The sequence below is a fragment of the Microbacterium azadirachtae genome, from assembly GCF_000956505.1.
GTDB lineage: Bacteria > Actinomycetota > Actinomycetes > Actinomycetales > Microbacteriaceae > Microbacterium > Microbacterium azadirachtae_A.
Genome location: NZ_JYIX01000037.1, coordinates 299,640 through 324,673 on the forward strand (window position 1 = coordinate 299,640; position 25,034 = coordinate 324,673).

At 71.2% G+C, this 25,034-nt stretch carries 21 protein-coding genes; 13 read left to right on the top strand and 8 right to left on the bottom strand.

Annotation, left to right across the window (positions count from 1 at the left end):
- Window positions 1–82 precede the first annotated feature (82 nt).
- Both RS86_RS14255 and RS86_RS14260 read left to right on the top strand, forming a co-directional pair.
- Window positions 83–478, top strand: coding sequence for a DUF5684 domain-containing protein (locus RS86_RS14255; RefSeq protein WP_045272873.1), 396 nt, complete (start codon window positions 83–85; stop codon window positions 476–478).
- 4 nt (window positions 479–482) lie between these two features.
- Window positions 483–1,106: a histidine phosphatase family protein gene (locus tag RS86_RS14260; RefSeq protein WP_045272874.1), complete on the top strand. Its 624-nt coding sequence runs from the start codon at window positions 483–485 to the stop codon at window positions 1,104–1,106.
- 13 nt (window positions 1,107–1,119) lie between these two features.
- On the opposite strand, the gene RS86_RS20655 is transcribed toward RS86_RS14260, so the two are convergent.
- The 3 genes from RS86_RS20655 to RS86_RS14275 form a co-directional block, all read right to left on the bottom strand.
- Window positions 1,120–1,956, bottom strand: a complete 837-nt coding sequence (locus tag RS86_RS20655; protein WP_052680288.1) for a hypothetical protein — start codon at window positions 1,954–1,956, stop codon at window positions 1,120–1,122.
- 4 nt (window positions 1,957–1,960) lie between these two features.
- Complete coding sequence (gene kynA / locus RS86_RS14270) at window positions 1,961–2,821, bottom strand: tryptophan 2,3-dioxygenase (RefSeq protein ID WP_045272875.1); 861 nt, start codon at window positions 2,819–2,821, stop codon at window positions 1,961–1,963.
- Window positions 2,822–2,945: 124 nt separating this feature from the next.
- Window positions 2,946–4,238, bottom strand: a complete 1,293-nt coding sequence (locus RS86_RS14275; protein WP_052680289.1) for an HNH endonuclease signature motif containing protein — start codon at window positions 4,236–4,238, stop codon at window positions 2,946–2,948.
- A 272-nt stretch (window positions 4,239–4,510) separates the two neighbouring features.
- Between RS86_RS14275 and RS86_RS14280 the strand changes: the two genes are divergently transcribed.
- Window positions 4,511–5,395, top strand: a complete 885-nt coding sequence (locus tag RS86_RS14280) for an EamA family transporter (protein ID WP_045272876.1) — start codon at window positions 4,511–4,513, stop codon at window positions 5,393–5,395.
- Between the two features lie 21 nt (window positions 5,396–5,416).
- On the opposite strand, the gene RS86_RS14285 is transcribed toward RS86_RS14280, so the two are convergent.
- The gene (locus RS86_RS14285) at window positions 5,417–6,163 is read right to left on the bottom strand and encodes a GntR family transcriptional regulator (protein WP_045272877.1); all 747 of its coding nucleotides are present in this window, start codon (window positions 6,161–6,163) and stop codon (window positions 5,417–5,419) included.
- Window positions 6,164–6,337: 174 nt separating this feature from the next.
- Here RS86_RS14285 and RS86_RS14290 point away from each other — a divergent pair, with 174 nt between their 5' ends.
- The 8 genes from RS86_RS14290 (at window position 6,338) to RS86_RS14325 (ending at window position 15,469) form a co-directional block, all read left to right on the top strand.
- Window positions 6,338–7,264, top strand: a complete 927-nt coding sequence (locus tag RS86_RS14290; RefSeq protein WP_045272878.1) for a phosphate/phosphite/phosphonate ABC transporter substrate-binding protein — start codon at window positions 6,338–6,340, stop codon at window positions 7,262–7,264.
- A 152-nt stretch (window positions 7,265–7,416) separates the two neighbouring features.
- On the top strand, window positions 7,417–8,334 hold the full coding sequence (gene phnC / locus RS86_RS14295) for a phosphonate ABC transporter ATP-binding protein (protein ID WP_082076797.1): 918 nt from the start codon (window positions 7,417–7,419) through the stop codon (window positions 8,332–8,334).
- Entirely contained in the window at window positions 8,331–10,079 is a 1,749-nt protein-coding gene (gene phnE, locus RS86_RS14300; RefSeq protein WP_052680290.1) for a phosphonate ABC transporter, permease protein PhnE, read from the top strand. Before phnC ends, phnE begins: the two co-directional genes overlap by 4 nt.
- 32 nt (window positions 10,080–10,111) lie before the next feature.
- Window positions 10,112–11,362, top strand: coding sequence for a TIGR03364 family FAD-dependent oxidoreductase (locus RS86_RS14305; protein WP_082076806.1), 1,251 nt, complete (start codon window positions 10,112–10,114; stop codon window positions 11,360–11,362).
- Window positions 11,359–12,081, top strand: a complete 723-nt coding sequence (locus tag RS86_RS14310) for an HAD family hydrolase (protein ID WP_045272879.1) — start codon at window positions 11,359–11,361, stop codon at window positions 12,079–12,081. The genes RS86_RS14305 and RS86_RS14310 overlap by 4 nt, the downstream gene beginning before the upstream one ends.
- A gap of 1 nt (window position 12,082) precedes the next feature.
- Window positions 12,083–13,240, top strand: a complete 1,158-nt coding sequence (locus RS86_RS14315; RefSeq protein WP_052680291.1) for an alcohol dehydrogenase catalytic domain-containing protein — start codon at window positions 12,083–12,085, stop codon at window positions 13,238–13,240.
- Between the two features lie 134 nt (window positions 13,241–13,374).
- On the top strand, window positions 13,375–14,307 hold the full coding sequence (locus RS86_RS14320; RefSeq protein WP_045272880.1) for an EamA family transporter: 933 nt from the start codon (window positions 13,375–13,377) through the stop codon (window positions 14,305–14,307).
- 121 nt (window positions 14,308–14,428) lie between these two features.
- The gene (locus tag RS86_RS14325; protein WP_045272881.1) at window positions 14,429–15,469 is read left to right on the top strand and encodes an NAD(P)H-dependent flavin oxidoreductase; all 1,041 of its coding nucleotides are present in this window, start codon (window positions 14,429–14,431) and stop codon (window positions 15,467–15,469) included.
- A gap of 36 nt (window positions 15,470–15,505) precedes the next feature.
- Here the strand turns inward: RS86_RS14325 and purU are convergent, their stop codons facing one another.
- From purU to RS86_RS14340, 3 genes are all read right to left on the bottom strand, one after another.
- Window positions 15,506–16,357 carry a formyltetrahydrofolate deformylase gene (gene purU / locus RS86_RS14330; RefSeq protein ID WP_045272882.1) on the bottom strand — a complete coding sequence of 284 codons (852 nt, stop codon included), beginning with the start codon at window positions 16,355–16,357 and terminating at the stop codon, window positions 15,506–15,508.
- Window positions 16,358–16,538: 181 nt separating this feature from the next.
- On the bottom strand, window positions 16,539–19,403 hold the full coding sequence (locus tag RS86_RS19950) for a discoidin domain-containing protein (RefSeq protein WP_052680292.1): 2,865 nt from the start codon (window positions 19,401–19,403) through the stop codon (window positions 16,539–16,541).
- Window positions 19,404–19,610: 207 nt separating this feature from the next.
- The gene (locus tag RS86_RS14340) at window positions 19,611–20,639 is read right to left on the bottom strand and encodes a LacI family DNA-binding transcriptional regulator (protein ID WP_045272883.1); all 1,029 of its coding nucleotides are present in this window, start codon (window positions 20,637–20,639) and stop codon (window positions 19,611–19,613) included.
- Between the two features lie 140 nt (window positions 20,640–20,779).
- Here RS86_RS14340 and RS86_RS14345 point away from each other — a divergent pair, with 140 nt between their 5' ends.
- Window positions 20,780–21,265 (top strand): glutaminase, encoded by a 486-nt coding sequence (locus RS86_RS14345; protein WP_235281784.1) that lies wholly within the window; start codon window positions 20,780–20,782, stop codon window positions 21,263–21,265.
- A 196-nt stretch (window positions 21,266–21,461) separates the two neighbouring features.
- On the opposite strand, the gene RS86_RS14350 is transcribed toward RS86_RS14345, so the two are convergent.
- The gene (locus RS86_RS14350) at window positions 21,462–22,190 is read right to left on the bottom strand and encodes a glutamine amidotransferase-related protein (RefSeq protein WP_045272884.1); all 729 of its coding nucleotides are present in this window, start codon (window positions 22,188–22,190) and stop codon (window positions 21,462–21,464) included.
- A 152-nt stretch (window positions 22,191–22,342) separates the two neighbouring features.
- On the opposite strand from RS86_RS14350, the gene RS86_RS14355 reads away from it, so the two are divergent.
- Complete coding sequence (locus RS86_RS14355) at window positions 22,343–24,901, top strand: ATP-dependent Clp protease ATP-binding subunit (protein ID WP_045272885.1); 2,559 nt, start codon at window positions 22,343–22,345, stop codon at window positions 24,899–24,901.
- Window positions 24,902–25,034: the final 133 nt, after the last annotated feature.

The window sequence follows — 25,034 nt, forward strand, 5'->3', positions numbered from 1 at the left end:
GGAATGCCTCGTGGTGAGCGACTCCGTCTCACTAGACTCGCGGCAGCACCACCCCTCGACCGATTCCTGGAAGGCGCTTCACATGCATATCCTCCCCACCGAAGACCCGACCGACGCCGCCGGCAACGTCTACGCGGCGCTGTTCTCCGGCACGACCAGCGTCTTCGCGCTGATCTTCTACGTGATCGTCGTGATCGCGCTGTGGAAGGTCTTCACCAAGGCGGGCCACGCGGGCTGGCTCGCGCTCATTCCTATCGTCAACCTGATCTTCCTGATCAAGATCGCCGGCATGAGCGGCTGGTTCGTGCTTCTCTATCTGATCCCGCTCGTCAACATCATCTTCGCGATCATCGTCGCCGTGAAGCTCGGGAAGAACTTCGGCAAGGGCGGCGTGTTCTCGTTCTTCCTGCTCTGGCTGTTCTCGTTCATCGGGTACTTCATCATCGGGTTCGGTTCCGCCCAGTACCGCCGCGTCTGATCGGATGACGGCGGAGCGTCTCCACCTCGTCCGCCATGGCGAGGTCTTCAACCCCGGGCGGATCCTCTACGGGCGCCTACCCGGATATCACCTGAGCGACGCGGGCCGGCGGATGGCGCAGGCCGCCGCCGCCCACGTCGCGGCGTCGGGCCGTCCGGTGTCGGCGCTGCGGTGCTCGCCCCTCGAGCGCACGCAGGAATCGGCCGAGCCGTTCACCGCGGCGTTCGGTCTGGATCCGGTGCTGGACGAGCGCATCATCGAGCCGTGGAACGTGTTCGAGGGCACGCAGATGCGTCGCGCCCTGATGAATCCGTGGAACTGGCGGCACCTGCGTCGCCCCTCGCTGCCGAGCTGGGGCGAGCCGTACACCTCGGTCGCCGCGCGGATGCGCGCCGCGATGGACGAGGCCTGGCACGACGCGGACGGCGGCGACGTGGTGTTCGTCTCGCACCAGGCGCCGATCTGGATCACGCACCTGTCGGTCGCGGGGCTGCCGTTGCGGCACGACCCGCGGACCCGCCGGTGCGCGCTGTCCAGCGTCACCTCGTTCGAGCGCGTCGGCGACGTGTGGCGCGAGGTGGCCTACGCGGAGCCGGCCGCGGCCGGGATCGACCTGGGCGCCGTCTGAGCCCCGGAACCAGTCAGCGCACGGGCACCACGGGTTCCAGGTCGAACGGATCCGCGTCGCGCGCGGGCAGCAGGAACCGGCGCTCCGCGGTCGCCGCGACCGGGACGAGCGCACGGATCAGTGCGGCCCCGCGCACGCCGGCCTCGCGCAGGGCCTCGATCTCGGCGGGGTTCAGGCCGACCGGCTGATCGCCGTTGCCGAGATCGGTTCCGTAGCGGACCGTTCCGCCGTGCGCGTGGAAGCGGCGCAGGTTGTCCACGGCGATCGCGCGGGCCTCGTCCTCGTGGATCGCGAGGGTGGAGATCCACGCGATCCGGCCGGCCTGGGCGGAGACCTCGGCATCGCTCAGCCGCTCGGTGAACGGGGTGTGCGCGAGCGCCCTGACTCCGAGTCGCGGCATGCGCTGCGCCTCGCCGGGGCCTTCCGCGTGCGCCACCACGGGCAGCCCGTGGCGATCGGCGATGCGCACGATCGCCTGGAGCAGGTCGTCGCCGAACACGGGACCCGCCGTGCTGTTGCTGGCGACCTTGATGACCGAGGCGCCGGCGGCCTTCATCTCGGCGACGACGGCCTCCGCCGCATCCGCGTCTGCGATCTCTCGGAAGGATCCCTCCGGCGCCCAGGGCCGGTCGGAGGGATAGCCGCCGACCGGGGTCAGGAACGCGCCCGCGAACGAGATCGCGACGCCTCCTGGCGGATCCGCCGCGAGGGCCGCGACCACCGTCGGGGCGGATCCGAGATCCAGCACGCGCCCCAGCAGCCCGCTCGACAGATGTGCCGGATCCACGAGCTGGAGATGCACGTGGTGATCCGTGAAACCGCCGATCACCGTGCCGTCCGCCACGCTCACGCCGTCACTGTCCGATCTCGGTGCGCACCGCGTACAGCTCGGGGAAGAAGGTCAGATCGAGCGCGCGCTGCAGGAAGTCCACGCCGCTGGATCCGCCCGTCCCGATCTTGCGCCCGATCGTCCTGGTCACCGTGCGCAGGTGCCGGAAGCGCCAGAACTGGAAGTTGTCCTCGACGTCGACGAGCTCCTCGCACGCCTCGTACAGGTCCCAGTGGTCGTGGGGGTTCTCGTAGATCTCGGTGAGCACGGGCACGAGCGAATCGTGCATCCGGTAGGGCTGGCGCACGTCGCGGTCGAGGATCTCCGCAGGGATCGGCAGGCCGCGACGTGCGGCGAACCGCAGGAACTCGTCGTACAGGGTCGGCCGCTCGAGCTCCGCCGTGAGCATCGCGAGATTCTCAGGGTGGGAGCGGAACACGCTCAGCATCCGCTCGTTCTTGTTTCCGAGCGCGAACTCGACGGCGCGGTACTGCACGGACTGGAAGCCCGAGGAATTGCCGAGGTCGCCGCGGAACTGCGCGTACTCGGTGGGGGTGAGCGTCGCCAGCACCGACCACTGCTGCGTGAGCACCTCCTGGATGTGCTTGACGCGCGCCATGTGCTTGAGGGCCGAACGCAGGTCGTCCTCGGCGAGTCGGTCTCGCGCGGTGCCCAGCTCGTGCAGCACGAGCTTCAGCCACAGCTCGGTCGTCTGGTGCTGGATGATGAACAGCATCTCGTCGTGGTGCTCCGGCACGCTGACCGGGTGCTGCGCGCTGAGGAGCCGATCCAGGTCGAGGTACGACCCGTAGGTCATCCGATCCTTCAGATCGGTGACGATGCCCTCTTCGAGCGCCCGCTGGTTCGCGGTCGTGTTGTCCGGCACAGGGCGACCTCCTTGTCGTTAACACGTCCCTTGTCGTTGAACACGTCCAGTATTTCACCGGTGCTTCGGAAGCGTCTGTGATCGGAGCCATCGCTCCGCCCCGTGATTCGCCTCGATGCACTTGTCATCGGCTGCGCGAGTGTGTAGCCGAGAAGCCCGTCTCTTCCACGAACATGACGCGAGGCGGCGGCGTATCCGAGTATTCGACGCCGGCGGGGGTGGTCCAGACGATGGTCCCGTCTCGGTGCTGTCGCGCGGTCCAGCGCCATCTCGCGTCGACGTCCGGGTGCTTGAGGGCATGGTGGGTGGCGCAGAGGCACGCGAGGTTCGTGATCGCGGTGGGTCCGCCGCGGGCGTGGTCGTAGGTGTGATCGATCTCGCACCTGCGCGCGGGTCTGCGGCAGCCCGGGAACCGGCAGGTGCGGTCTCGGGCGCGGAGGTGGCGTCTCATCGCCTCGGTCGGCTGGTAGGCGGTGGTGCGGGTGATCATCCCCGCGTCGTCGAGGTGGAGTCGTCGCCAGGAGGCGGCGGATGCGGCGAGACCGCGTGCGAGGGCGGCGTCTGTCGGACCGTGGCCGTCGAGCTCGGCGAGGCGGTCGTCGATCCCCGCGAGGGTGGCGGCGCTGACCGTGACCTGTACCGTCGGGCGGATGCTGTCGAGGATGTCGGCGTCGTGATCGATGCGGCCGGTGAGCAGCCGCAGCAGGATCCGGTCGCAGCGCACCTGATCCAGGGTGCGGGCGTCGCCGAGGGGCTCGGAGTCCGCTCCGGCCTGCTTCGCCGCGCGGAGGATCGCGTGGCCCTCTTGCGTGACCAGGTCGTAGGCGGAGTGGATGAGCACGGCGGGGCCGGTGACGTGCAGGGTCGCCTGTCCGCGTCCTTCGTCGGTCACCGTGACGACCCGCTGGTCCTGTGCGCGGTCGTGCTGCTCCTGCACGGTCGCCGGCGCGAGGGCGGCGACGACGCTCTCGGCGAAGGCCTTCGTGCGCGCGCGAGTCTCCGTGGACGCGTAGGGGACGACCGCCGTCTCGTAGGCGGCCGTCACGGCGTCGTCCCCGGCGGGGAGGTCGCGCGCGGCCTCGACGATCACGTCGGCGTGGGCGAGCGTGAGCGCACCGGCGGCGAGGGCTTCACGCGTGCCAGGGAGGCGCTCCTGCAGGGTGTGCGCATTGGCGAGCTGCTTCGCCGCGGCGTAGGCGGTGACCCGCAGCCCTGCGGAGAACTCGCTGATCATGGATCGTTCGGCCTGCTCGAATCCGTCCTGCCCCGGTCGGATCTCATCGAGGAGCAGCCGCACCCGTTCGGCGAGTCTCTCCGCCTTCACGGCGTGCAGCCGGGCGATCTCGCGGTCGATCTGCGCGCACTCCTCGACCAGCGCCGCGCTGCGTCGGAGCGTGTGGTCGGGGGCGAGTTCCATGCCTTCAGCCTAGAACGCAGAACCGACACTGGAGGGGAGAATCCGGGATCTGTGGACAATCAGTTTCGCACATATGTATCGCGGATCGAAGCGCGGATCCACGCGGTCGCGGCGCGCGGCTAGGCTGAGGTTCGACAGCGCCTAGGGTTCCGAGGTCCGCCCGACTGGTCCGAGCGGCGCCACGTCGGGTCCTCGTGGGCCCGGCGTCATCTGAACGGACAAAAGCCTGGAGGAACCACGTCCGTCGCGCCCGCGGCCGACCGAAGGTTCCCATGTCGCTTCTCGCATTCGTCCTCGTCTTCTCCGCCGCTGTCGCGCACGCGGGCTGGAACGTGCTGGCGCACGGCATCAGCCGTGCGGGTCTCCCGTTCCTCTGGTGGGGCGCCGTCGCGAGCACGGTCCTCTGGATCGGAGTGGTGCCGTTCACCGGCGGCCTCGGATCCGGCGACATCGGCGGCTTCGTGCTCGGCGTGCTCGCCTCGAGCGTGCTCCACGTGGCCTACATGGCCGTGCTGCAGCACGGCTACCGCGTCGGCAATCTCTCCACGGTCTACGCGACCGCGCGCGGCACCGGACCGTTCCTCTCGGTCATCATCGCGATGCTGCTGTTCGGCGAGCGTCCCTCACCCCTCGCGCTGGTCGGGGTGGCGGTGGTCATCCTCGGAATCGTCGCGATCGGCTTCGTGGATCGGGTGGGGGCCGTGCGCCGGGGCGTCGGGGCCGGCGGTCGGCGGCGGATCGATCCCGGGCTGCTGTTCGGCGTGCTCACCGGGGTCGCCATCGCGCTCTACACGATCTGGGACGCGTTCGTCGTGCGCTCGTTCTCGATCTCCCCTGTCGCGTTCATGGTCGGCACCGCAGGCATGCAGGCGGTCTACTACACGGCCGCGATGCGTCGTCGGTGGCCCGCTGCCGCGGCGCTGTGGCGCACCGAATGGCGCCGGATCGTGGCCTTCGGGATCCTCTCGCCGCTGTCGTACATCCTCGTGCTGCAGGCGATCAGGATCGCCCCCGTCGCGCTCGTGGCGCCGCTGCGGGAGGTGAGCGTGGTGCTCGTCAGCCTGTTCGGCGCTTTCGTGCTGCGCGAGGGCCGCCCGATCTGGCGGATCGGAGCCGCGGCGGTCGTCGTCGCAGGGATCGCGCTGCTCGCGGTGTGACGACCTGGTCAGGAATCGCCCTCAGCCGCCCACCGCGCGGAGGTACTGGCCGTCCGGGGAGATGCCGGATCCGGAGACCGTGAAGCGCACGATGCTGGAGAGGTAGCGGTCCTCGCTGGCCTCGAAGATGCGGCCGTCGGCGCCGCGCGAGGTGCGGCTGAGGCGCAGGATCGGGGTGCCCTGCGGCACCTGCAGCAGCGTCGCGTCCTGCTCGTCGGCGGCGACCGCGTCGATCTCGTGCTGCAGGCCCACGATCGGATGGCCCTGTGAGCCCAGGAACTCGGTGATCGAGATCGCATCGGTGTCGACCGCGAACAGCAGGCGGCCCACCTCCTCGGTGTAGAACAGCCGCTCGAGCATCGTGGGGCGGTCGTCGAGGAAGCGCAGCCGGACGACGCTCACGATCGTGTCGCCGGGATCCACGCCGAGCGCCTGCGCCTTCTCGGCTCCGGCGCGGCGCAGGCTCAGCTCCTGGGTGCGCGCCCCGGGGCGGGCGCCGAGCTCGCGCGCCCAACGGGTGAACGGCACGGACACGTCGACTGCCTGGGTCGCCTTGCGCTCGACGACGCGCGCGGGCCGCCCGCGGGCGGTCTCGATGAGGCCCTCGGCGCGGAGCGCTGCGAGGGCGTTGCGGATCGGTCCGCGCGAGGTGCTCCAGCGTTCCGCGAGCTCGGCCTCTGTGGGCACGGCGTCTCCCGGACGCAACCGCCCCTCGGCGATCCTGGCGCGCAGATCGTCAGCGATCTGGGTGTAGACAACCTCGGGCACATAGGCATACTACTTCGTCGCGTCGGTCGGGCGCACCCCTGTTCCTGCGGTGTTCATTCAGGAGAATCGCGGGTGAACAGTCGGGGAACAGTGCCGAGTTAGGTATACATCTCGGGCGCCGGCTTGAGAGAGTCTTCGAGGATTCCCTCCGCACCTGAAACCCGAAAGGTCCTCATGAAGCTTCGCGCTCTCACCGTCGCAGCCGGCGCCGCCGTGCTCGCCCTCGGCCTGGCCGCGTGTTCCGGCGCTGCCGGTGCCGCCACCGGCACCGACGCGCCCGCTGCCGCGAACGGCGGCTACGCCGTCGACGCGAACACCCTCGTCTTCGGCGTCGTGCCCGACTCGGTCGACACCCAGACCAACTACCAGCCACTCATGGACTACCTCGCCAAGGAGACCGGCAAGAAGGTCGAGTACCACGAGTCGACCGACTACGCCGCGCTCATCGAGGCCGCCGTCGCCGGCAAGGTCGACGTCGCCTCGTTCTCCGGCTTCACCTACATCACCGCGACCAACGCCGGTGCCAAGCTGACCCCGATCTCCTCGATCGTCACCAAGCAGGGCCAGGAGCCGGGCTACTACTCCGAGGCGATCGTGCCGAAGGGATCCTCGATCACCTCGATCAAGGACTTCAAGGGCAAGAAGGTCTGCTTCGTCGACCCGTCGTCGACCTCGGGCTACCTCTTCCCGAGCTACAACCTGCTCAAGGACGACATCGACCCGAAGACGGGCGTCTCCCCGGTCTTCGCGGGCAAGCACGACGTGAGCGTGCAGAAGGTCGGCGAGGGCAAGGAGTGCGAGGCGGGCTTCGCCGAGGACAGCGAGGTCGCCAAGAGCGACAAGGTCACCGTCGTCGACAAGACGATGGTCCCCGGCGCCCCTCTGGTCTACAACACGGCCCTGCCGAAGGAGACCGCCGACAAGGTCGTGACCGCGCTCAAGGAGATCACGATCGACGACATCGTGAAGGCCGGCGTCAAGAACGCGGACAGCGACGCGTTCAAGGCGACCTTCTACGCGACCAAGCCGGTCGACGACAAGTACTACGACATCATCCGCGACATCTGCGACAAGACCAAGGCCGATCAGTGCAAGAAGTGATCTGACCGATCACACCGGGGCCGGCGGCACGCGCCGGCGGCCCCGGCTTGCGAGAAATCACTCCCCGCATGAGACACCACGGCAGACGTGGTGTCTCATGCCGGATCTGGTTTCTCGCCAACGATCCCGTTCACAACCAGGAGCACGCCATCATGAGCACCGCCACCACCCCCGCCGTGGCCGAGCCGGTCATCCGCCTCGCCGGCGTCACGAAGCAGTTCGGCGCGACCACCGCCCTCAGGGGCGCGGACCTCGAGGTCGCGCGCGGCGAGATCGTCGTGCTCCTCGGGCTCTCCGGATCCGGCAAGTCGACCCTGCTGCGGCACCTCGACGGACTGGAGACGCCGACCTCGGGCAGCATCGAGGTGCTCGGATCCTCCGTCCCGGCGCTCAAGGGCAAGGCGCTCCGCAGCCTCCGCAGCCGGGTCGGCTTCATCTTCCAGCAGTTCGAGCTGGTGCCGTCGCTCACCGTGCTGGAGAACGTGCTGACCGGATCGCTCTCGTCCGTGCGCGGCCCGCGCCTCGGCCTCTGGGGCTATTCGAAGGACGCGAAGCTGCGCGCCCTCGGCCACCTCGAGCGCGTGGGGCTGCTCGACCGCGCCTACCAGCGCAGCGACACCCTCTCCGGCGGCCAGCAGCAGCGCGTGGCCATCGCCCGCGCGCTCATGCAGCGCCCCGAGATCCTGCTCGCCGACGAGCCCGTCGCCTCGCTCGACCCCGAGTCGAGCGATCAGGTCATGGCGCTCATCCGCGAGATCGCGGCCGACCAGGGACTCACCGTGGTGTGCAGCCTGCATCAGGTCGACCTCGCGATCAGCTGGGCCGACCGCATCGTGGGCCTCCGTCACGGCGAGGTCGTGCTGAACACCTCCACGACCGGCCTCAGCAAAGCCGAGGTCATGGAGATCTACGGCCGGGTCGCCACGACCACCGCCGACCTCACCGCCGTGACCACGGAGCTCATCGAGCAGGGGATCGCGACGCCGGCCGCACCTCCCGCTTCGACGGGCACAGGGGCCGGCGCGGCGACCGGAGCCGACATCGCCGAGCCCTCGGCGGCGCGCTCGTGACCGTCGTCGCCGCACCCCGCCGCGAGGGCTACGTCGGCGGCCTCCTGTCCCGCGCGCCGAAGCACCGGGTGTCTCCGGAGCGCATCGCGGCCTCGCTCACACTGGTCGTGCTGGTCGTGCTCGGCATCGCCTCGCTCGTGCAGAGCGGCTTCTCGCTCGCCGGCGTCTTCCAGAGCTGGGGCAACGCGCAGCGCTTCACGACGCGCGTGGGGGCGCTGACCTTCCCCGCGCCGCTCGACCTGCTCTGGCTGATCGCGCTCACCGTGGGGCTGGTGCTGGTCGGCACGCTCGTCGCCGCCGCGCTCTCGGTGCCGATCGCCTACCTCGCCGCCGCGAACACCACGCCGGGACCCGTCTGGCGCGGGATCGCCCGGTTCATCGGCGTGCTCACCCGCTCGATCCCCGACGTCGTGCTGGCGATGGCGTTCGTGCTCATGTTCTCGCTGGGCACCCTGCCCGGCATCCTCGCGATCGGGATCCACTCGATCGGCATGATCTCGAAGATGTTCGCCGATGCGATCGAGCAGATCGACGAGGGCCCGCGTCTCGCGATCCGGGCCGCCGGAGGCACGAAGCTCCAGCAGTTCACCGCGGGCGTGCTGCCCCAGGTGCTGCCGAGCTGGGTCGCGACCGTGCTGCACCGCAACGACATCAACCTGCGCGGCAGCGTCGTACTCGGCTATGTCGGCGTCGCGGGGCTGGGCCTCGAGATGTCCTACGCGTTCAAGGCGCTCAACTACGGCCGGGGCCTCGGGATCGCCCTGGTGATCTTCGTGCTCTGCGTCGTGATGGAGATCGTCTCGAGCGCGGTGCGCGGCGCGATGCTCGGCGAGACTGCGCAGACGCGGTCGTGGATGGACCGGATCCTGCATCCGCGTCTCCGCCGCCGCGAAGAGGCGGGGAGCGGCGCCGCGGCAGCCGCCGCTGCCGCGAAGCCGGCCTGGGCGATGTCCCCGTCCGCGGCCGTGCGCCGCCCGTGGACGCGCGAGCGCCGCCGCAACACGATCGCCGGCTGGGTGGCCGTCGCGATCGTGATCGGCAGCCTCATCGTGTGCCAGATCCAGTGGAGCGACCTGATCACGGTGTGGGCGAAGATCCCCGAGACCGCCGTGAAGTTCTGGCCGCCCGATTTCGGCAACTACGACGCCTCCGTCATGCTCGGCGCCATGCGGGACACGATCGCGATCGCGCTCGCCGCCACCGTGCTGACGCTGCTGCCCTCGCTGCTGCTCGGGTCCTTCGCCGCGCGCAACGTCGCCCCGAACGGCACGGTGCGCGGCATCGCCCGGTTCCTGCTCGTCGGGATCCGCGGCATCCCGGAGCTCATCCTCGCGATCGTGCTCATCGTGGTCACCGGGCTCGGTCCGACCGCGGGCATCGTGGCCCTCGCGATCGGCGGCATCGGGCTGCTCGGCAAGCTCGTCGCCGACTCGTTCGAGGAGGTCGACCGCGGCCCGGAGCGCGCACTCCGCGCGGTCGGCGCCACCCGGATCCAGACCTACGCCTCGGCGACCGTGCCGCAGGGCACGCGCGCGCTCATCGGGCACAGCTTCTACATGCTCGACACGAACATCCGTGCGGCGACGATCCTCGGCATCGTCGGCGGCGGAGGAGTGGGCTACTACCTGCTGAACGCCGGCCAGGGCTCGCGCTACGAGGTGGTCACGGCGATCGTGCTGATGATCCTCGCCACGGTGCTCGTGGTCGAGGGGCTCGCGATGTGGATGCGGAGGGTCTTCCGATGAGGGAAGGGAAGGCGATGAGGGAAGGGAACGCGATGACGGTTTCCCCCCACGACCGGTTCGACGTCGCGGTCGTCGGATCCGGCATCGTCGGCCTCGGCGCGGCGTATGCGGCCGCGCGACGAGGGCTGCGCGTCGTGGTCGTGGACCGCACCGACCGGCCGGTGGGCGCCACGATCCGCAACTTCGGCCACCTCTGCATCGGCGCGCAGGACGGACCGGCGCGCGCCTACGGCGAGGTGTCGCGCGGGATCTGGCTCCGCCTCGCGGCGGAGGCCGGGTTCTGGGCGCGTGAGAGCGGCACGCTCGTCGTCGCCAGGGCGGAGGACGAGCGGACCCTCCTGGAGGAGGCCGCCGCGGCCGACGGCGATGACGGCGGGATCCGCCTGCTCTCGCCCGCCGAGGTGACCGAGCTCGCCCCGGTGCGCCCGGAGGTGGTGCACGGCGGAGCGCTCGTTCCCGGCGACCTGCAGGTGAACCCGCGGGAGGCCGCCGCCGCGATCGTGCGGCATCTGGCCGCGCTCGGGGTGGAGTTCCGCTTCCGCACCGCGGTCACCGAGGTCGGCACGGGGCTCGTGCGCACGACCCGCGGCGACATCGCAGCGAGCGACGTGGTCGTGGCCGTGAACCACGACGTCGATCAGCTGCTGCCCGCTCTCGCCGAGCGCGCGGGCGTGATCCGCTGCGCGCTGGACATGATGCGCGTCTCGGCCGATCTGCGCGCACCGCTGCAGGCGCCTCTGCTCACCGGCTGGTCGCTCGTGCGCTATCGCCGCTTCGCGGGCCTCGGCACCGCGACGGCGCTTCGTGAACGGCTGCACGCCGAACGCCCTGAACTCGCCGCGCTCGACCTGAACCAGATGTACACGCAACTGCCCGATGGGACGCTGCTGCTCGGCGACTCGCACCACAAGGCCGTGCAGCCGGATCCGTTCCAGCCCGAGGCCGCGTTCGACGCGTTCCTCGCCGAGGCGCGCGAGCTCTTCGACGTGGGCGGGATGCGCGTGCTCGAGCGCTGGCAGGGCGTGTACGCGGCCGCCGGCGAGGAGTTCCTCATCGAGGAGGTCGCTCCTCGCGTGCTCGCGCTCGCCGCGACCACCGGCATCGGCATGACCACGGGTCTCGGCCTCGCTGAGATCGAGACCGCCCGCGTCTTCGGCTGGGGCGGATCCGGATCCCCGGACGGCGACGCCTCAGTCGGAGACGGAACACAGATCACCGCCATCGTCGGCGGCGCAGGAACGACCGCCACCGTCGGCGGCATCGCACAGGAGGAGAACGCATGAACCCGCACACCCCGATCGAACTGGTCGTGCTCGACATGGCTGGAACCACCGTGCTCGACGACGGCATCGTGGAACAGGCGTTCCAGCGCGCGGCGGAGCGCACCGGCGTGGCCGCGCGGATCGGCTGGGACGAGGCGCTGCAGTACGTGCGCGACACCATGGGGCAGTCCAAGATCGACGTCTTCACGTACCTCGCCGACGGCGATCTCGAGGCCGCAGAGCGCGCCACAGCCCAGTTCGAGGCCGCCTACGCGGAGATCGTGGCCGAGCAGGGTGCGACCGAGATCCCCGGTGCGGCCGGCGCCATCGGCGCCCTGCGGGCCGCGGGCCTGAAGGTCTGGCTGACCACAGGGTTCGCTCCGGTCACCCGCGACGCGCTCCTGGACGCGCTGGGCTGGCGCGACCTCGTCGACGGTGTGCTCTCGCCCGTCGACGCGGGCCGCGGACGCCCCGCCCCCGACCTCGTGCTCACCGCGCTGCTGCGCGCGGGCGTTTCTTCGGTGCAGGCGGTCGCGGTCGCCGGCGACACGGTCAGCGACGTGCAGACCGGCCGTCGGGCCGGCGCCGGTTTCGTGGCGGGCGTGCTGAGCGGCGCGCACGACGCCGTCGCGCTCGCGACCGCCGACCCCGATGAGGTGCTGCCCGACGTCACCGCCCTCCTCGGCGCGCTCGTCGAGCGCGGCCTCGTCCCGGCTCTCGCGCCGATCGCGGCCGACTGACATGCGCGCGGCGCTGGTCCGCCCCGCAGAAGAGGTGCACCGGCACGACGTGCCGCTGCGGCCGGCCGCCGTCGCGATGGCCTGGCTCGGCGTCGGGCTCCCACACGAGGTGCTCGCCGTGCCCGGCGTCGCCCTCGCCCCGCACGACGTGCTCGTCGCGGTGGAGATGTCGACGATCTGCGGATCCGACATCCACACCGTGCAGGGTCGCCGGCACGCGCCGACGCCCCTCGTGCTCGGGCACGAGAGCGTGGGCCGGATCATCGCGATCGGCGACGAGGGCGCACGAGCGGTCGATGGCGCGGCGCTGCACATCGGCGACCGCGTGGTCTGGTCTGTGACGGTCTCGTGCGGGCACTGCGACCGCTGCCTCGTGGGGCGCACGCAGAAGTGCCGGCAGCTCGCGAAGTACGGGCATGCGCGCATCGAACCGCGCTGGGAGCTCACCGGCGGCTTCGCCGGGCACGTGCACCTGCGCGCCGGCACCGGCATCGTGCGCGTGCCGGAGGCGCTGCCGGCCGCCGCGCTCGCACCGGTCTCGTGCGCCACGGCGACCGCCTGGGCCGGCGTCGCGCGCGGGGCCGCGCTGCGGGGTCGCGGAGTGCCGGATCCGTCCCCGTCCGCGGGGGAGGACGCGGAGGTGCTCGCCTGCGAACGCGTGCTCGTGCTCGGCGCGGGGCTCGTCGGGCTGACCGCGGCGGTGATCGCCGCGGAGCTGGGCGGGCGCGTGCAGATCGCGGATCCGGATCCGGCCCGGCGTGCGTTCGCCGAGCGCTTCGCACTCACCGCGATCACCCCGGACGACGTCGCGGAGGAGGGGTTCGATCTGGTGATCGAGGCCTCGGGGCACGCGGTGCGCGCGGCGCTGGACGCGGTCGACGTGGGCGGCGCCGTGGTGCTGCTGGGCAGCGTGTTCCCCGCGGATCCGGTGCCGCTCGACGCCGAGCGCATCGTCCGGGGGCTCGTGACCGTGGCGGGGGTGCACAACTACACCGGTGCCGAGCTGCATGCCGCGGCGGCGTTCATGGCGGGCCGCGGCCGCGCGCACCCCTTCGCCGACGCCGTCGGGGCCGTGCATCCGCTCGCCGCGGTCGACGCCGCCCTCGTGCAGGCGGCCGCCCCAGGGGCGCCCCTGCGGGTGGGGCTCACTCCGCGCTGAGGGTGCGGGCGAACCATGTCCCACTTTGTGCCCCACCATGTCCCGCTTTCGGCGGGGGTTCCGCTCCAGACCCAGCCGAATTCGGGACATGGTCGGTGGCCACACGCAAACCCCGGCCGTGCCAGGCTTGAGTGGTGAACTCCCAGGAACCGCGGCAGCAGCCCGCTCTCGGCGTGCTGCTGGTCGTCGGATCCTGCCTGTCCCTGCCCTTCGGCGCGGCCGTCGCGACCACGATCTTCCCGGAGCTCGGGTCGTGGGGCGTCACCGGACTGCGCGTGCTCATCGCCGCGATCGTGGTGCTCGTCATCGCGCGCCCTCGGCTGAAGCGCTGGAACCGCGCGCAGTGGATCGCCGCGATCCTGTTCGGCGTCTCGATCGCCGCGATGAACGGCACCTACTACGCCGCGATCGACCGGATCCCCCTCGGGCCCGCGGTCGCGATCGAATTCCTCGGCCCGCTCGTGCTGGCGGCGCTGCTCACCCGGCGCCTCGCCGATGCCGTCTGGGTGGGGATCGCCCTGCTCGGGATGGCGCTGCTGGGGGTTGACGGGCTCACGGGCGCCGAGGCGCTGGATCCCTGGGGCGTGCTGTTCGCGCTCATCGCCGCCGGGTTCTGGATCATGTACATCCGGATGAGCACCCGCGTCGGCGCGCTCACCACGGGAACCGAGGGCCTTGCTGTCGCGCTCGCGGTGGCCGCCGTGCTGCTGCTGCCGTTCGGCGTGCCCGCCGCCGTCACCGCGGTGGCGGATCCTCGCGTGCTGGGGCTCGCCGCGCTCACCGCCCTGCTCGCCTCGGTGATCCCGTACATCCTCGAACTCGCGGCGCTCCGCCGCCTGCCGCAGCGCGTGTTCGGGATCCTGCTCAGCCTCGAGCCCGTCTTCGCGACGATCGCGGGGCTGCTCGTGCTCGGACAGCACGCGTCGCCGGTGCGACTCGCCGCGATCGCACTGGTCGTGATCGCGAGCATCGGCGTCACGGCGGGTGCGCGGCGTCGCCGGGGCGCCCGACCCGACGAGGAGCCGCCGTCGCCGCTCACCGGATCCATCCCGGTCGTCCCCGACTGACCGTCGTCCCCGACTGACCGTCGTCCCCGACCGACCAGGCGCCCGCGCGGTCCGTGGCGAAGGGCGTTCACCGGCCGTCACACCCGCCGCCCTCACCTCGCGCGGGCGTAGCCTCGGGATCATGAGCTCGCTGACCGACCTCCTCGACATCCGCACCCCCGTCCTCCTCGGGCCCTTCGGTGGGCTCAGCTCGATTCCGCTCGTCGCCGCGGTCAGCGCGGCCGGAGGTCTCGGGTCCTATGGGCTGTACGGCTACGACGCGGAGCGCATCCGCACGACCGTCGCCGGGATCAGGGCCGCGACGCGCCGGCCATTCGGGCTCAACATCTGGCTGCCCCGGGGCGACGAGGTCGAGCCCAGCGCCGAGCACGACGACTACGCGGCGGCCCTCGCCCCGTTCTTCGCCGAGGTGGGCGCCGAGGTGCCGGCCCGCCCGGAGGCGTATCTGCCCTCGGTCGACGAGCAGCTCGCCGCGGTCCTCGAGGCCGCGCCGGCCGTGCTGAGCGTCGTCTTCGGGGTGCCGTCGGCGTCGCTGGTCGACGAGGCGCACCGCAGGGGGATCCGCGTGATCGGGACCGCCACGACGGTCGGCGAGGCGCGCGCCCTCGCCGACGGCGGGGTGGATGCGATCGTCGCGACCGGTGCCGAGGCGGCGGGCCACCGGGTGTCGTTCCTGCGGCCGGCGGAGGACTCGGTCGTCGGCCTGTTCTCGCTGCTGCCGCAGGTCGTCGACGCGGTCGATGTGCCGGTCATCGCGGCGGGAGGGATCTCGGACCGCCGCGGGGTCGCCGCCGCGTTCGCGCTCGGCGCGCAGGGCGTGCAGGTCGGCACGGCCTTCCTCGGCACGGCGGAGTCTGCGGCCACCGAGGCGCACAGGGCGGCGATCCGCGCGACGCCCGCCGAAGGGTCCGTGCTCACGAGGGCCATGAGCGGCCGGCTGGCGCGGGGCGCACGCAACCGCGTGGTCGCCGAGATCGAGGCGGCCGGATCCATCGCCCCGTTCCCGGCGCAGAACTGGATCACCGGACGCTTCCGCACCCCGGCAGGGCAGCAGAACAAGGGCGAGCTGCAGTCGCTGTGGCTCGGCCAGTCGGCGCCGCTGGCCCGCTACGAGACCGCGGCGGCGGCGTTCGCGGAGCTGGCCGCAGGAGTGTCCGCCTGATCGGACACCCCCGCACGCAGCGCGGAAGCGGCGTCGTCAGAGGATGACGGTCGAGCGGCCGTGCACGATGACGCGGTCGTCGGCGTGCCACTGCACGGCCCGCGCGAGCACCAGGCGCTCCACGTCGGCGCCGCGGCTCTGCAGCTCCGAGGCCGACTCGGCGTGCGTCACGCGCGTGACGTCCTGCTCGATGATCGGCCCCTCATCGAGGTCCGCCGTCGCGTAGTGCGCGGTGGCGCCGATGAGCTTCACACCGCGGTCCTTGGCCCGCGCGTAGGGGTTCGCGCCGATGAAGGCCGGGAGGAACGAGTGGTGGATGTTGATCACCGGAGCGCCGAGATTCTCGATGAAGTCGTCGGTGAGGATCTGCATGTAGCGTGCGAGGACGACCAGATCCACGTTGCCCCGCAGCAGCTCGAGCTGGCGCTGCTCCATCTCGCCCTTGTCCCCGGACGGGATGTGCACGAACGGCACCCCGAACGAGCGCACCGACTCCGCGAGATCCGGGTGGTTCGAGACCACCATGGTGACGTCGATGTCGAGCTGCCCCCGCTGCGTGCGCCAGAGCAGCTCCAAGAGGCAGTGATCGTACTTGGACACGAAGATCGCGACGCGCTTGCGCTTGGACGCGTCGTGCAGCGACCACTCCATGCCGAAGCGCTCGGCGACCGCGGCCAGATCCGCTTCGAGCGCCGGACGCGCGGCGGCGAGGCCGTCGCGGTGGATCACCGTGCGCTGGAAGAAGCGCCCGCCCGCCGCGTCCGTGGAGTGCTGGTCGAGCGAGATGATGTTCGCCCCGTGCGCGGTGAGCACTCCGGCCACGGCCGCCACGATCCCTGGCTGGTCGTCACAGGCGATGAGCAGTCGTGCGGTGTCGGGCTGCGCCATGACAGGTCTCCTTGCAAGCGGGGTGTCCGTCGATTCTGCCGCGCCCAGGCGCGCGAGGCGAATCGCGCCCGCAACGTGCGCGCCGGGCGCGGGGATCGCGCCCGGCAGACGCCGGAAGGGACCCGGGCGCTGGGCCCGGATCCCTTCCGTCGAGGATCCCGTGACGGAGACCCCTTCGCGCTCAGTTCCCGGAGAACTCTGCCAGGCTCAGCGTCTGGTCGCCCGGTCGCGTGAAGTCGCCGGCCTGGGAGGTGGTGGAGGCTCCGTGCGCCGACGGTGCGTCCCAGGTGCGGCCCGGCGTGGTCGCGGCGGTGGACGTGTCGATGCCCAGCACCAGCCCCGAGTAGCGGTTCACGAGCCGGACGGATCCGGTCGCCTGTCCGCTGGCGGGATCCGTGTTCGGCACGATGAACCACTGCTGTCCGACGCCGGCCGAGGCCTTGTCGGTGAGCGAGAGCCCTGCGCCCCACGCGCGCCCTGCGGTGGAGGAGGCGTCGACGCCCAGAAGTGCACCGGCCTGCGTCGCGATCGTGTAGGCGCCGTCACCGGTCGCCGTGAACGTCCAGGCGCCGTTCTTGCGGTTCACGGATCCCGCCGTCGTCAGCTTCTTGCCGTTGCCGGAGGCCGAGAGCTTGCGCCCGTCCTCGTTCGCGATCGTGTACGCCTTCGTGGTGTCGATCGCCGTCGCGGGCGACACGGACGGACCGGCGTCGATCGTGATGTTGGCGAGCTGCGCGTAGGCGTCGCCCATGCAGCCGAAGGAGCAGTACGACCGGAACGACTTGCCCACGATCGCCGAGCTCGTCTTGTTGGCGGGGTCCACGAACCACCGGTACCAGGACGCCGTGGTGTACGCGGATCCGGAGTCGCCGAGGCGGAACCACTTCTGCGTCGCGAGGTTCTTCGTGGCGTAGAACTCCTGCGGCGCCTTGCCCGACTGGTCGGGGTTCTGCGGCTGGCCGATGTACAGCCCGAGGTAGGCGTCGTAGGTGACGTCCATCACGAACAGCGGCGAGGTGGCGGGCATCTGCCCGTTCTTGATCTGCTGCTGGGCCGTGCCGGGGGTGTTCGGGTCGTACTCCTTGTCGACCGGCGTATAGCCCGTCTCGCTGTCATCCGCGACGGGGACCATGTTGCTCTCCTTGCCGGAGATTCCGGGCTCGGTCCACGCGCCGTCGAACCACTTCTGCCACGAGCCGGTCGCCATCTTCCCGGAGATCGGGGCGCGGGCGACGTGCTCGTAGAAGGCCACCCAACCTCCGGTCTTGTTCACGACGCGGGAGCCGTAGAACGCGTAGAAGTAGCCGGAGGCGTAGTCGACGTAGAGCCGGGGATCGCCGTCGCCGTAGGAGTACGTCTGCTGCGGGAACGCGGTCGTGTCGCCGCGGGTCGTGCTGTACGGCGAGGTGATCGCGTGACCGGGGATACTCCAGGTCTTGCCCTTGTCGGTCGAGACCGCGTAGTCGATCGCGTCGTAGTGAAGGCCGTCGCCGAAGGGCTTGGGCGTGAACTCGTTGTGCACCAGGCCGTACCAGTCGCCCGTGTCCGGGTCGACCCACATCTGGGTGATGTCGCAGTAGTTCGGCTGGGTGTAGCTGGATCCGGCCGGCGCCTTCGTCGAGTCCACGCCGGTCGGGCTGGCGTTGCAGAAGTCGGTGGTGTCCGGGTTCGTGCCCGCGGCGTTGAGGGCGTCGTCCGGCTTCGCGGTGTCGAAGTTCGAGCCGGTGTACCAGTTCCACTGGCGGATGTCGCCGTTGCTGCCGTCCGGCTCGTTGTAGTAGTTCGCGTGCGACTCACCGAAGTGGAACGTGCCGTCCGCGTCGATGATGGGGCTGGCCGGAGTGTCGTCGGGGTAGTTCCACGTGCTGTTGTCGACCGAGTCGGTGGTCACGGTCGCGGCGGCGGGCTTGGGCGGCGCCACAGGGGTGGTGTCGGCGTCCGTGGAGTACACCACGATCTCCGACGCGGAGGCGTTGTCGGATCCGTTCACCGCGTTCTCGGCCTGGAAGCGCACGTAGCGCGCCTTCACCGGCTGGGAGAACGTGACGTACTGGATCTGGGAGGCGCTGGTCGGCTGCGAGAAGCTCGCGGTGCCGGCCGTGCTCCAGCCGCTCGCCGACGGGTCCTTCGCGACGTTCGCGTCGTCCGTCGTGTACACCGAGACGTCCTTGACCGGTCCGTTGCCCTGCACCTTGACGGAGTAGCCGAGGCCGGTGAGGGTGAAGGATCCGCCGACGTCGAAGGTGAGCTGGTGCGGATACGGCGCCGAGGCCGGCGACCACTCGCTCGCCCACTGCGTGGCAGAGTTCTGGTCGAAGGCCGCGGACGCGGATCCGTCGCCGGATTCGGTCTGCTGCGAATCCGCGCCGACCACGGCGTACTGGGCGTTCGTGATGGCGTGCCCGGAGGGGATCCCGCCGAGGGCGTCTGTCGTGTACGCGACGATCTCGGCGGCCGAGGCGTTGTTCGAGCCGTTCACGGCATCGAGGATCCGGAACTCGACGTAGCGCGCCGACACGGGCTGGGCGAACGTGACGTACTGGATCTGCGTGCTGCTCGTCGGCTGCGAAAACGTCGCCGTGCCCGCGGGCGTCCAGCCGCTGCTCTTGCCGTCCTTGGCGACGGCCGGGTCGTTCGTGGTGAGCACCTGCACGTCCTTGGCCGGGCCGTTGCCCTGCACCTTGACGGAGTAGCCGATCCCGGTGAGGGCGTGCTCGGCCCCGATGTCGAACGTGAGGTAGTGCGGCATCGGATCCGGCGAGCCGCCGTTGTAGTTCGACGCCCACTGGGTCGAGTAGTCGCCGTCGAACGCCCCCTTCGCGGTGCCGTCGAGGGAGGGCGGTGCGGGGTAGGGGGCCGACTCGGAGTCGACGTCGAGGAGCGTGTAGCCCGAGTCGGGGATCGCCGCGCCCGCGGGAGGGGCGGGGTCGGCGTGCGCCGGGGCGACCGCGCCGAGGGTCAGCGTCGTCGCGGCGATCGCGAGCGCGGCGCCGGCGGCGAGGACGCCCCGTGATCGACGGGGGAGGGACAGGATCTGTGGAGGCATCGGTCTTCCTTGCTGCGTCATCGAGGCGGGGAGAACAGGGGCCACGGTACTCGCAAGTTATCGCTAACATCAAGAGGTTCCGCGAATTGCCGCAGTTGGATCCTCCGGCGAGATATCGCAAACACGAGGGGGGTGACCGGAGCGTGGCCCTGCAGCGGGGCGCGCTCTCGTCGAGGGGCCCGGGGTAGGGATGTCTCGGGCTGGCGGTCAGCGGCGGGGTGCGGTGGTGGAGCGGCGCACGACGAGCTGCGGGGCGATCGATTCGGCCGGCGGCACGGCGCCCGGGTGCGAGATCGCGTGCAGGAGATGCTCGACGGCGATGCGGCCCACGTCGATGAACGGCTGCGCGACCGTCGTGAGCGCGGGGGAGCAGAACTCCGCGAGCGGGATGTCGTCGACGCCCACGATCGATACGTCCTCGGGGATCGTGCGGCCGAGCTCGGCGAACGCCCTGGCGAGGCCGAACGCCATCTCGTCGCTCGCGACGAACACCGCGGTGACCTCGGGGATGCGGGCCAGGATCTGCCCCGCGCGGTGGCCCGAGGCGGGGGACCAGTCCCCGACGATCTCGGGCGGGGCCTCCCGGCCGGCGTCGGCGAGCGCCTCGCGCCAGCCCTGGGTACGGCTCGAGGCATCGAGCCACTGCTGCGGGCCCGCGACGTGCCAGACGGTCTCGTGACCGAGATCCAGCAGGTGGCGGGTCGCGATCCGCCCCACCTCGCGCTGATCGACCGCGACCACCTGGGTCGACGCCGTGCGCGAGCCGTCGATCGTGATCGTCGGCAGTGTGCGGGTCAGCTCGTCGATCGCGCGCGTCGTCGAGATCAGCGGCACGGCGAGCACGATGCCCTCGACGCCCTGATCGGCGAGGCGCGACATGGCCTGCTCGATCTCGCCCGCATCGAGCGAGGGTGTCGTGACGGAGTTCACGATGTACCCGGCCTCGGACGCGGTGGTCTCGATGCCGACCGCGACCGCGCTGCGCGAGTAGAAGCCGGTGCGGAGCGAGACGACCCCGATCGCCCTGCTCCGCCCGGAGGACAGGGCGCGGGCGGCGTTGTTGCGCCGGTAGCCGAGCTGATCGACCGCGGCGAGCACTTTCGCCCTGGTCTCGGGCTGCACGCTCGGGTTCCCGCTCAGCGTGCGGGAGACGGTCTGCGCCGAGACCCCGGCCAGGCGCGCGACGTCGGCCATTCCCGGGATGCGGCGGGGATCCGGCGTCGCTGTGGTCGTCATGGGGTCCGATCGTGGGTGGCGCGGGCGTCGTCCCGGCACACGTGCATGATATCGATCACATCGGGGGAGGCGTGCGAGGTGCTGTCGCGAGAGGCGCGCGAGGCGCTGTCTCGGGAGGCGCGCGGGCATAGCCTTGATCCGTGACCTCCTCCGAACCGGACGCCTCGCTCGCGATGCTCCTGGACAGGGCGCGCGCCGCCCTCTCTGGCCTGCCGCAGGAGGCGCTCGGGCGCGAGAAGACCTCGCGGTGGAGGGCGCCGCGCATCGTGCGCGCCGGATCCGCGTGGCACGTCGGCGTGCTCCTGATCGCGGATGACGCCGTGTTCGCCACGGCCGAGGTGCTGCGCGCCGCCGCACCCGTGCGCCGGGGTTACGCGGCGGAATCGGCGCGAGCAAGGGCGGAACGCTGCGCCGAGGCCTCGCGCGGCGGCTTCGCCGACGGCGAGACCGTGCACGTCGGATGGACCCCGATCGACGTCGCCGCCGTGTCGGCGGGCGGCTCGTCAGGTCCGCTCGCCCTCGCCGACGGTGTTCCGTCGGTGCGCTGGTCCGCGTCCGGCGCCCTCATGCCCCTCGCCGCCTACCTCGAAGACCGGATCGCCCTCCTCCGCGACGCCCGCCCCTGATCCGCGCCCGTCCCTGATCCGCGCGCGTCCCGCCCTGACCGCGAGACTCCAACTCCGCGACGAGACTGCGCGTATTTCATGCAGTCTCGTCGCCCAGTTGGAGTCTCGCGGTCAGTGGGTCCTGCCGAGGCGGCGCGGCCAGCGGGGCAGCCCGGTCAGCGGGCCAGCGGGCCAGCGGGCCTGCGGGCCAAGCCTGTCAGCGGGCGAGGGCGCGCTCGCCGAAGCGGTGCAGGATCCTGGCCGGCTCGGTCACGATGGATCCGAGCACGGCCTCCTGCACGGTGTGGAACGCGTCGGGGTCGAAGTATCCGGTGGTGCGGTAGAACACCATGCGGTCGGCGAAGTCGCGCGGCGACGGTTCGGGGTGGAACTGCGTCGCGTACAGATCGGCGCCCACGCGATACGCCTGCACCGGGCACGTGTCGTTGCCGGCGAGCAGCACCGCGCCCGGCGGCACCTCGGCTGACCCCTCCTTGTGCGCCGTGAAGGCGTGGAACACGGGTCCCGCGGGGCCGAAGAGCGGATCTGCCGCGGCGTCCGTCGTACAGCGGATCTCGGCCGCCGTCGCCTCCTCCGGGGTCTCCATGCCGACCTCACCGCCGAGGAGGCGCGTGACCACGCCGATCCCGAAGCACGTGAAGAACGCGGTCGTGGCGCCGTCGATCGCGCGTTCGGCGATCCGCTCCAGATCCGCCTCGACCCGTCGCTGCGCCTCGGACTTGCGGACGTCCGTCACGTTGAACGGGGAGCCGCCGATCACGAATCCGGCATAGCGGTCGAAGACGTCGTCGGGCAGCGCCGTGGTGGTGAGGTCGATACGGTCGAGTGCGTCGGCGTCGACGCCGAGGGCGACACGGAAGGACGCGCGCTCCGCCGTCGCCGCATCCAGCTCAGGGCGCACGCCGACATACAGAAGCGAGGCCATCCCTGGATTCTAGGCGAGCGGCGGAGGTCGGCGGAGCCGCGCCGCAACGCTCCGGAACACACGGGAGAGGACCGCGGGGAGGGAGCGGGAATACGAGGGGCAGGACCGTGTTGAAGTTGATAGCACAACGCTCAAGTTTGAGAGGAAGCGAAATGCCCAACGACTTCACCGACGCGGGCTCGGGCTCGTTCGACGAGTTCCTCGCCCGCTACCTCGCCGGTGAGCAGGCCCGGCAGACCCGGTCGATCGACCTCAGCCGGTTCCTCACCGTGCGCACTCAGCGCATCCTGCAGCGCGCAGGGCGCTTCGCCCTCGAGCGCGGCCAGACCGAGCTCGACGCCCTGCACGTGCTCCGCACGATCGTCGAGGACGACGCCGTCGACCAGGCGATCCGCAACATCGGGGTGACCCCTCAGGCGATCGTCGGCGCCGTCGACACCCGTCTGCCCGCACCGGGCGAGCCCTCCGATGTCGAGGCCGCGACCATCACCCCGAGCGCCAGCCGCGCGCTGTTCCACGCCTACCAGGTGGCGCGCTCGTCGGGTGCGACCTACATCGAGCCGGAGCACGTGTTCTTCGCGCTCGTGCTCGGGCAGGACGCCCCCGCGGGCCAGATCCTCGCCCGCGCCGGCGTCACCGCCGAGGCGCTGACCCAGGGTCTGCGCGAGCCCATGTCCACGGGCACAACACCGGACCAGGAGGGGACGGCCGCGCCGTCCGGTTCCGAGACGCCGATGCTCGACCAGTTCGGCCTCGATCTCACGGCGCGTGCGCGCGAGGGCGAGCTCGACCCTGTGATCGGCCGCGCCTCCGAGATCGAGCAGACCATCGAGATCCTCAGCCGCCGCACCAAGAACAACCCGGTGCTGATCGGCGAGGCCGGCGTCGGCAAGACCGCGATCGTTGAGGGCCTCGCCCGCGCGATCGTCGACGGCGCCGTTCCCGCGCAGCTCAAGGACCGCCGTGTCGTGGCGCTCGACCTGCCGGCGATGCTCGCGGGCACCCGCTACCGCGGCGACTTCGAGGAGCGCCTGACCAAGACGATGGACGAGATCGCCGCGCACAAGGGCGAGATCATCGTCTTCATCGACGAGGTGCACACGGTCGTCGGTGCGGGCGGATCCGGGGAGGGCGGCGGCATGGACGCCGGAAACATCCTGAAGCCGCGCCTCGCCCGGGGCGACCTGCACCTGGTCGGCGCGACCACGCTCTCCGAGTACCGCCGGATCGAGAAGGATCCAGCCCTCGAACGCCGCTTCCAGCCCGTGAAGGTCGCCGAGCCCTCGATCGAGGACGCGGTGCGCATCCTCGAGGGACTCAAGCCCGCGTACGAGCAGCACCACGCGGTCGCGTACACGGACGACTCGATCCGCGCCGCCGTCGAACTGAGCGCACGGTACCTGCCGGACCGGGTGCTGCCGGACAAGGCGATCGACCTGATCGACCAGGCCGGTGCGCGGCTGCGCTTGCGCCTCGGCATCGTGACCGACGTCGCGGCGCTGTTCGCCGAGCTCGCCGACCTGGAGGCGCGCAAGAACGCCGCGGTCGGGGCCGAGCACTACGAGGAGGCCTCGCGGATCCGCGACGAGATCGCCACGGTGCAGGCCAGGATCGACGACGCCGGCACCCTTGCCGGTTCCGCAGGCTCCGAGCCCGCGATCGTCGGGGAAGCGGAGATCGCCGCGGTCATCGCGCGCGCCACCGGGATCCCGGTCAGCCGCGTCTCCGAGAGCGAGCGCGAGCGCCTGGCGGACCTCGAGTCCGACCTGCACGCCCGCGTGATCGGGCAGGACGACGCGGTCGCCGCCGTGGCGCGGGCCGTGCGCCGCAGCCGCACCGGAATGGGCGATGCCCGCCGGCCGGTCGGATCGTTCCTGTTCCTCGGCCCCACCGGTGTCGGCAAGACCGAGCTGGCCAAGGCCCTCGCCGACCGCCTCTTCGACGACGAGACCGCCGTGATCCGCTTCGACATGAGCGAGTTCGGCGAGCGGCACACGGTGTCGCGGCTCGTCGGCGCCCCTCCGGGATACGTCGGCTACGACGAGGCGGGACAGCTCACCGAGCGCGTGCGGCGCAACCCCTACGCGATCGTGCTGTTCGACGAGATCGAGAAGGCGCACCCCGACGTGTTCAACCTGCTGCTGCAGGTGCTCGACGACGGCCGCCTGACCGACGGTCAGGGCCGCACGGTCGACTTCCGCAACACGGTGATCGTGATGACCTCGAACATCGGATCCGAGTTCCTCGCATCGCGCTCGGGCGCGCTCGGCTTCGTGGCTTCGCAGGACGGGTCCGCCAACGGATTCGCGTCCCAGGAGGACCTGCGGGCGCGCGTGATGGGCAAGCTCCGTGAGGCCATGCGGCCCGAGTTCCTGAACCGCATCGACGAGATCGTGCTGTTCCAGAAGCTCAGCCGCGAGGAGCTGGGCCGCATCGTGCGGCTCCTGCTCCAGGCCACGTCCCGGCGCCTGGCCGGGCGCGAGGTGACGCTCGACGTCACCGACGCCGCCGCGGCCTGGCTCGGCGAGCACGGCTACGAGCCGGAGTTCGGTGCGCGCCCGCTGCGCCGCCTGATTCAGCGCGAGGTGGACGACCGCATCGCGGACCTGTTCGTCTCCGGCGAGCTGGGCGACGGCGGTCGTGTGGTCGTGGACGCGTCCGGCGACGTGCTGCGCGTCACCGCGACCGCGGAGATGGCCCAGGCGGCCTGATCCTCACCCGATCGACCGACCCCACCGGTCGTTGAGCGCCCTTCGTCTCGTCGCTGCGCTCCTCGCTCAGGGACCGGGTATCCCGGTCCCTGAGCGAGCGCAGCGAGACGATTGGCGCCGCGTTTCGTCTCGC

Bases quoted from the DNA above. Each gene is read 5' to 3' on its own strand.
- RS86_RS14355 (WP_045272885.1), top strand. From the start codon at position 22,343: ATGCCCAACGACTTCACCGACGCGGGCTCGGGCTCGTTCGACGAGTTC.
- RS86_RS14340 (WP_045272883.1), bottom strand. From the start codon at position 20,639: ATGACGACCACAGCGACGCCGGATCCCCGCCGCATCCCGGGAATGGCC.
- RS86_RS14280 (WP_045272876.1), top strand. From the start codon at position 4,511: ATGTCGCTTCTCGCATTCGTCCTCGTCTTCTCCGCCGCTGTCGCGCAC.
- RS86_RS14275 (WP_052680289.1), bottom strand. From the start codon at position 4,238: ATGGAACTCGCCCCCGACCACACGCTCCGACGCAGCGCGGCGCTGGTC.
- RS86_RS19950 (WP_052680292.1), bottom strand. From the start codon at position 19,403: ATGCCTCCACAGATCCTGTCCCTCCCCCGTCGATCACGGGGCGTCCTC.
- RS86_RS14350 (WP_045272884.1), bottom strand. From the start codon at position 22,190: ATGGCCTCGCTTCTGTATGTCGGCGTGCGCCCTGAGCTGGATGCGGCG.
- RS86_RS14255 (WP_045272873.1), top strand. From the start codon at position 83: ATGCATATCCTCCCCACCGAAGACCCGACCGACGCCGCCGGCAACGTC.
- phnC (WP_082076797.1), top strand. From the start codon at position 7,417: ATGAGCACCGCCACCACCCCCGCCGTGGCCGAGCCGGTCATCCGCCTC.
- RS86_RS14325 (WP_045272881.1), top strand. From the start codon at position 14,429: ATGAGCTCGCTGACCGACCTCCTCGACATCCGCACCCCCGTCCTCCTC.
- RS86_RS14260 (WP_045272874.1), top strand. From the start codon at position 483: ATGACGGCGGAGCGTCTCCACCTCGTCCGCCATGGCGAGGTCTTCAAC.
- RS86_RS14315 (WP_052680291.1), top strand. From the start codon at position 12,083: ATGCGCGCGGCGCTGGTCCGCCCCGCAGAAGAGGTGCACCGGCACGAC.
- RS86_RS14290 (WP_045272878.1), top strand. From the start codon at position 6,338: ATGAAGCTTCGCGCTCTCACCGTCGCAGCCGGCGCCGCCGTGCTCGCC.
- purU (WP_045272882.1), bottom strand. From the start codon at position 16,357: ATGGCGCAGCCCGACACCGCACGACTGCTCATCGCCTGTGACGACCAG.
- RS86_RS14305 (WP_082076806.1), top strand. From the start codon at position 10,112: ATGACGGTTTCCCCCCACGACCGGTTCGACGTCGCGGTCGTCGGATCC.
- RS86_RS14310 (WP_045272879.1), top strand. From the start codon at position 11,359: ATGAACCCGCACACCCCGATCGAACTGGTCGTGCTCGACATGGCTGGA.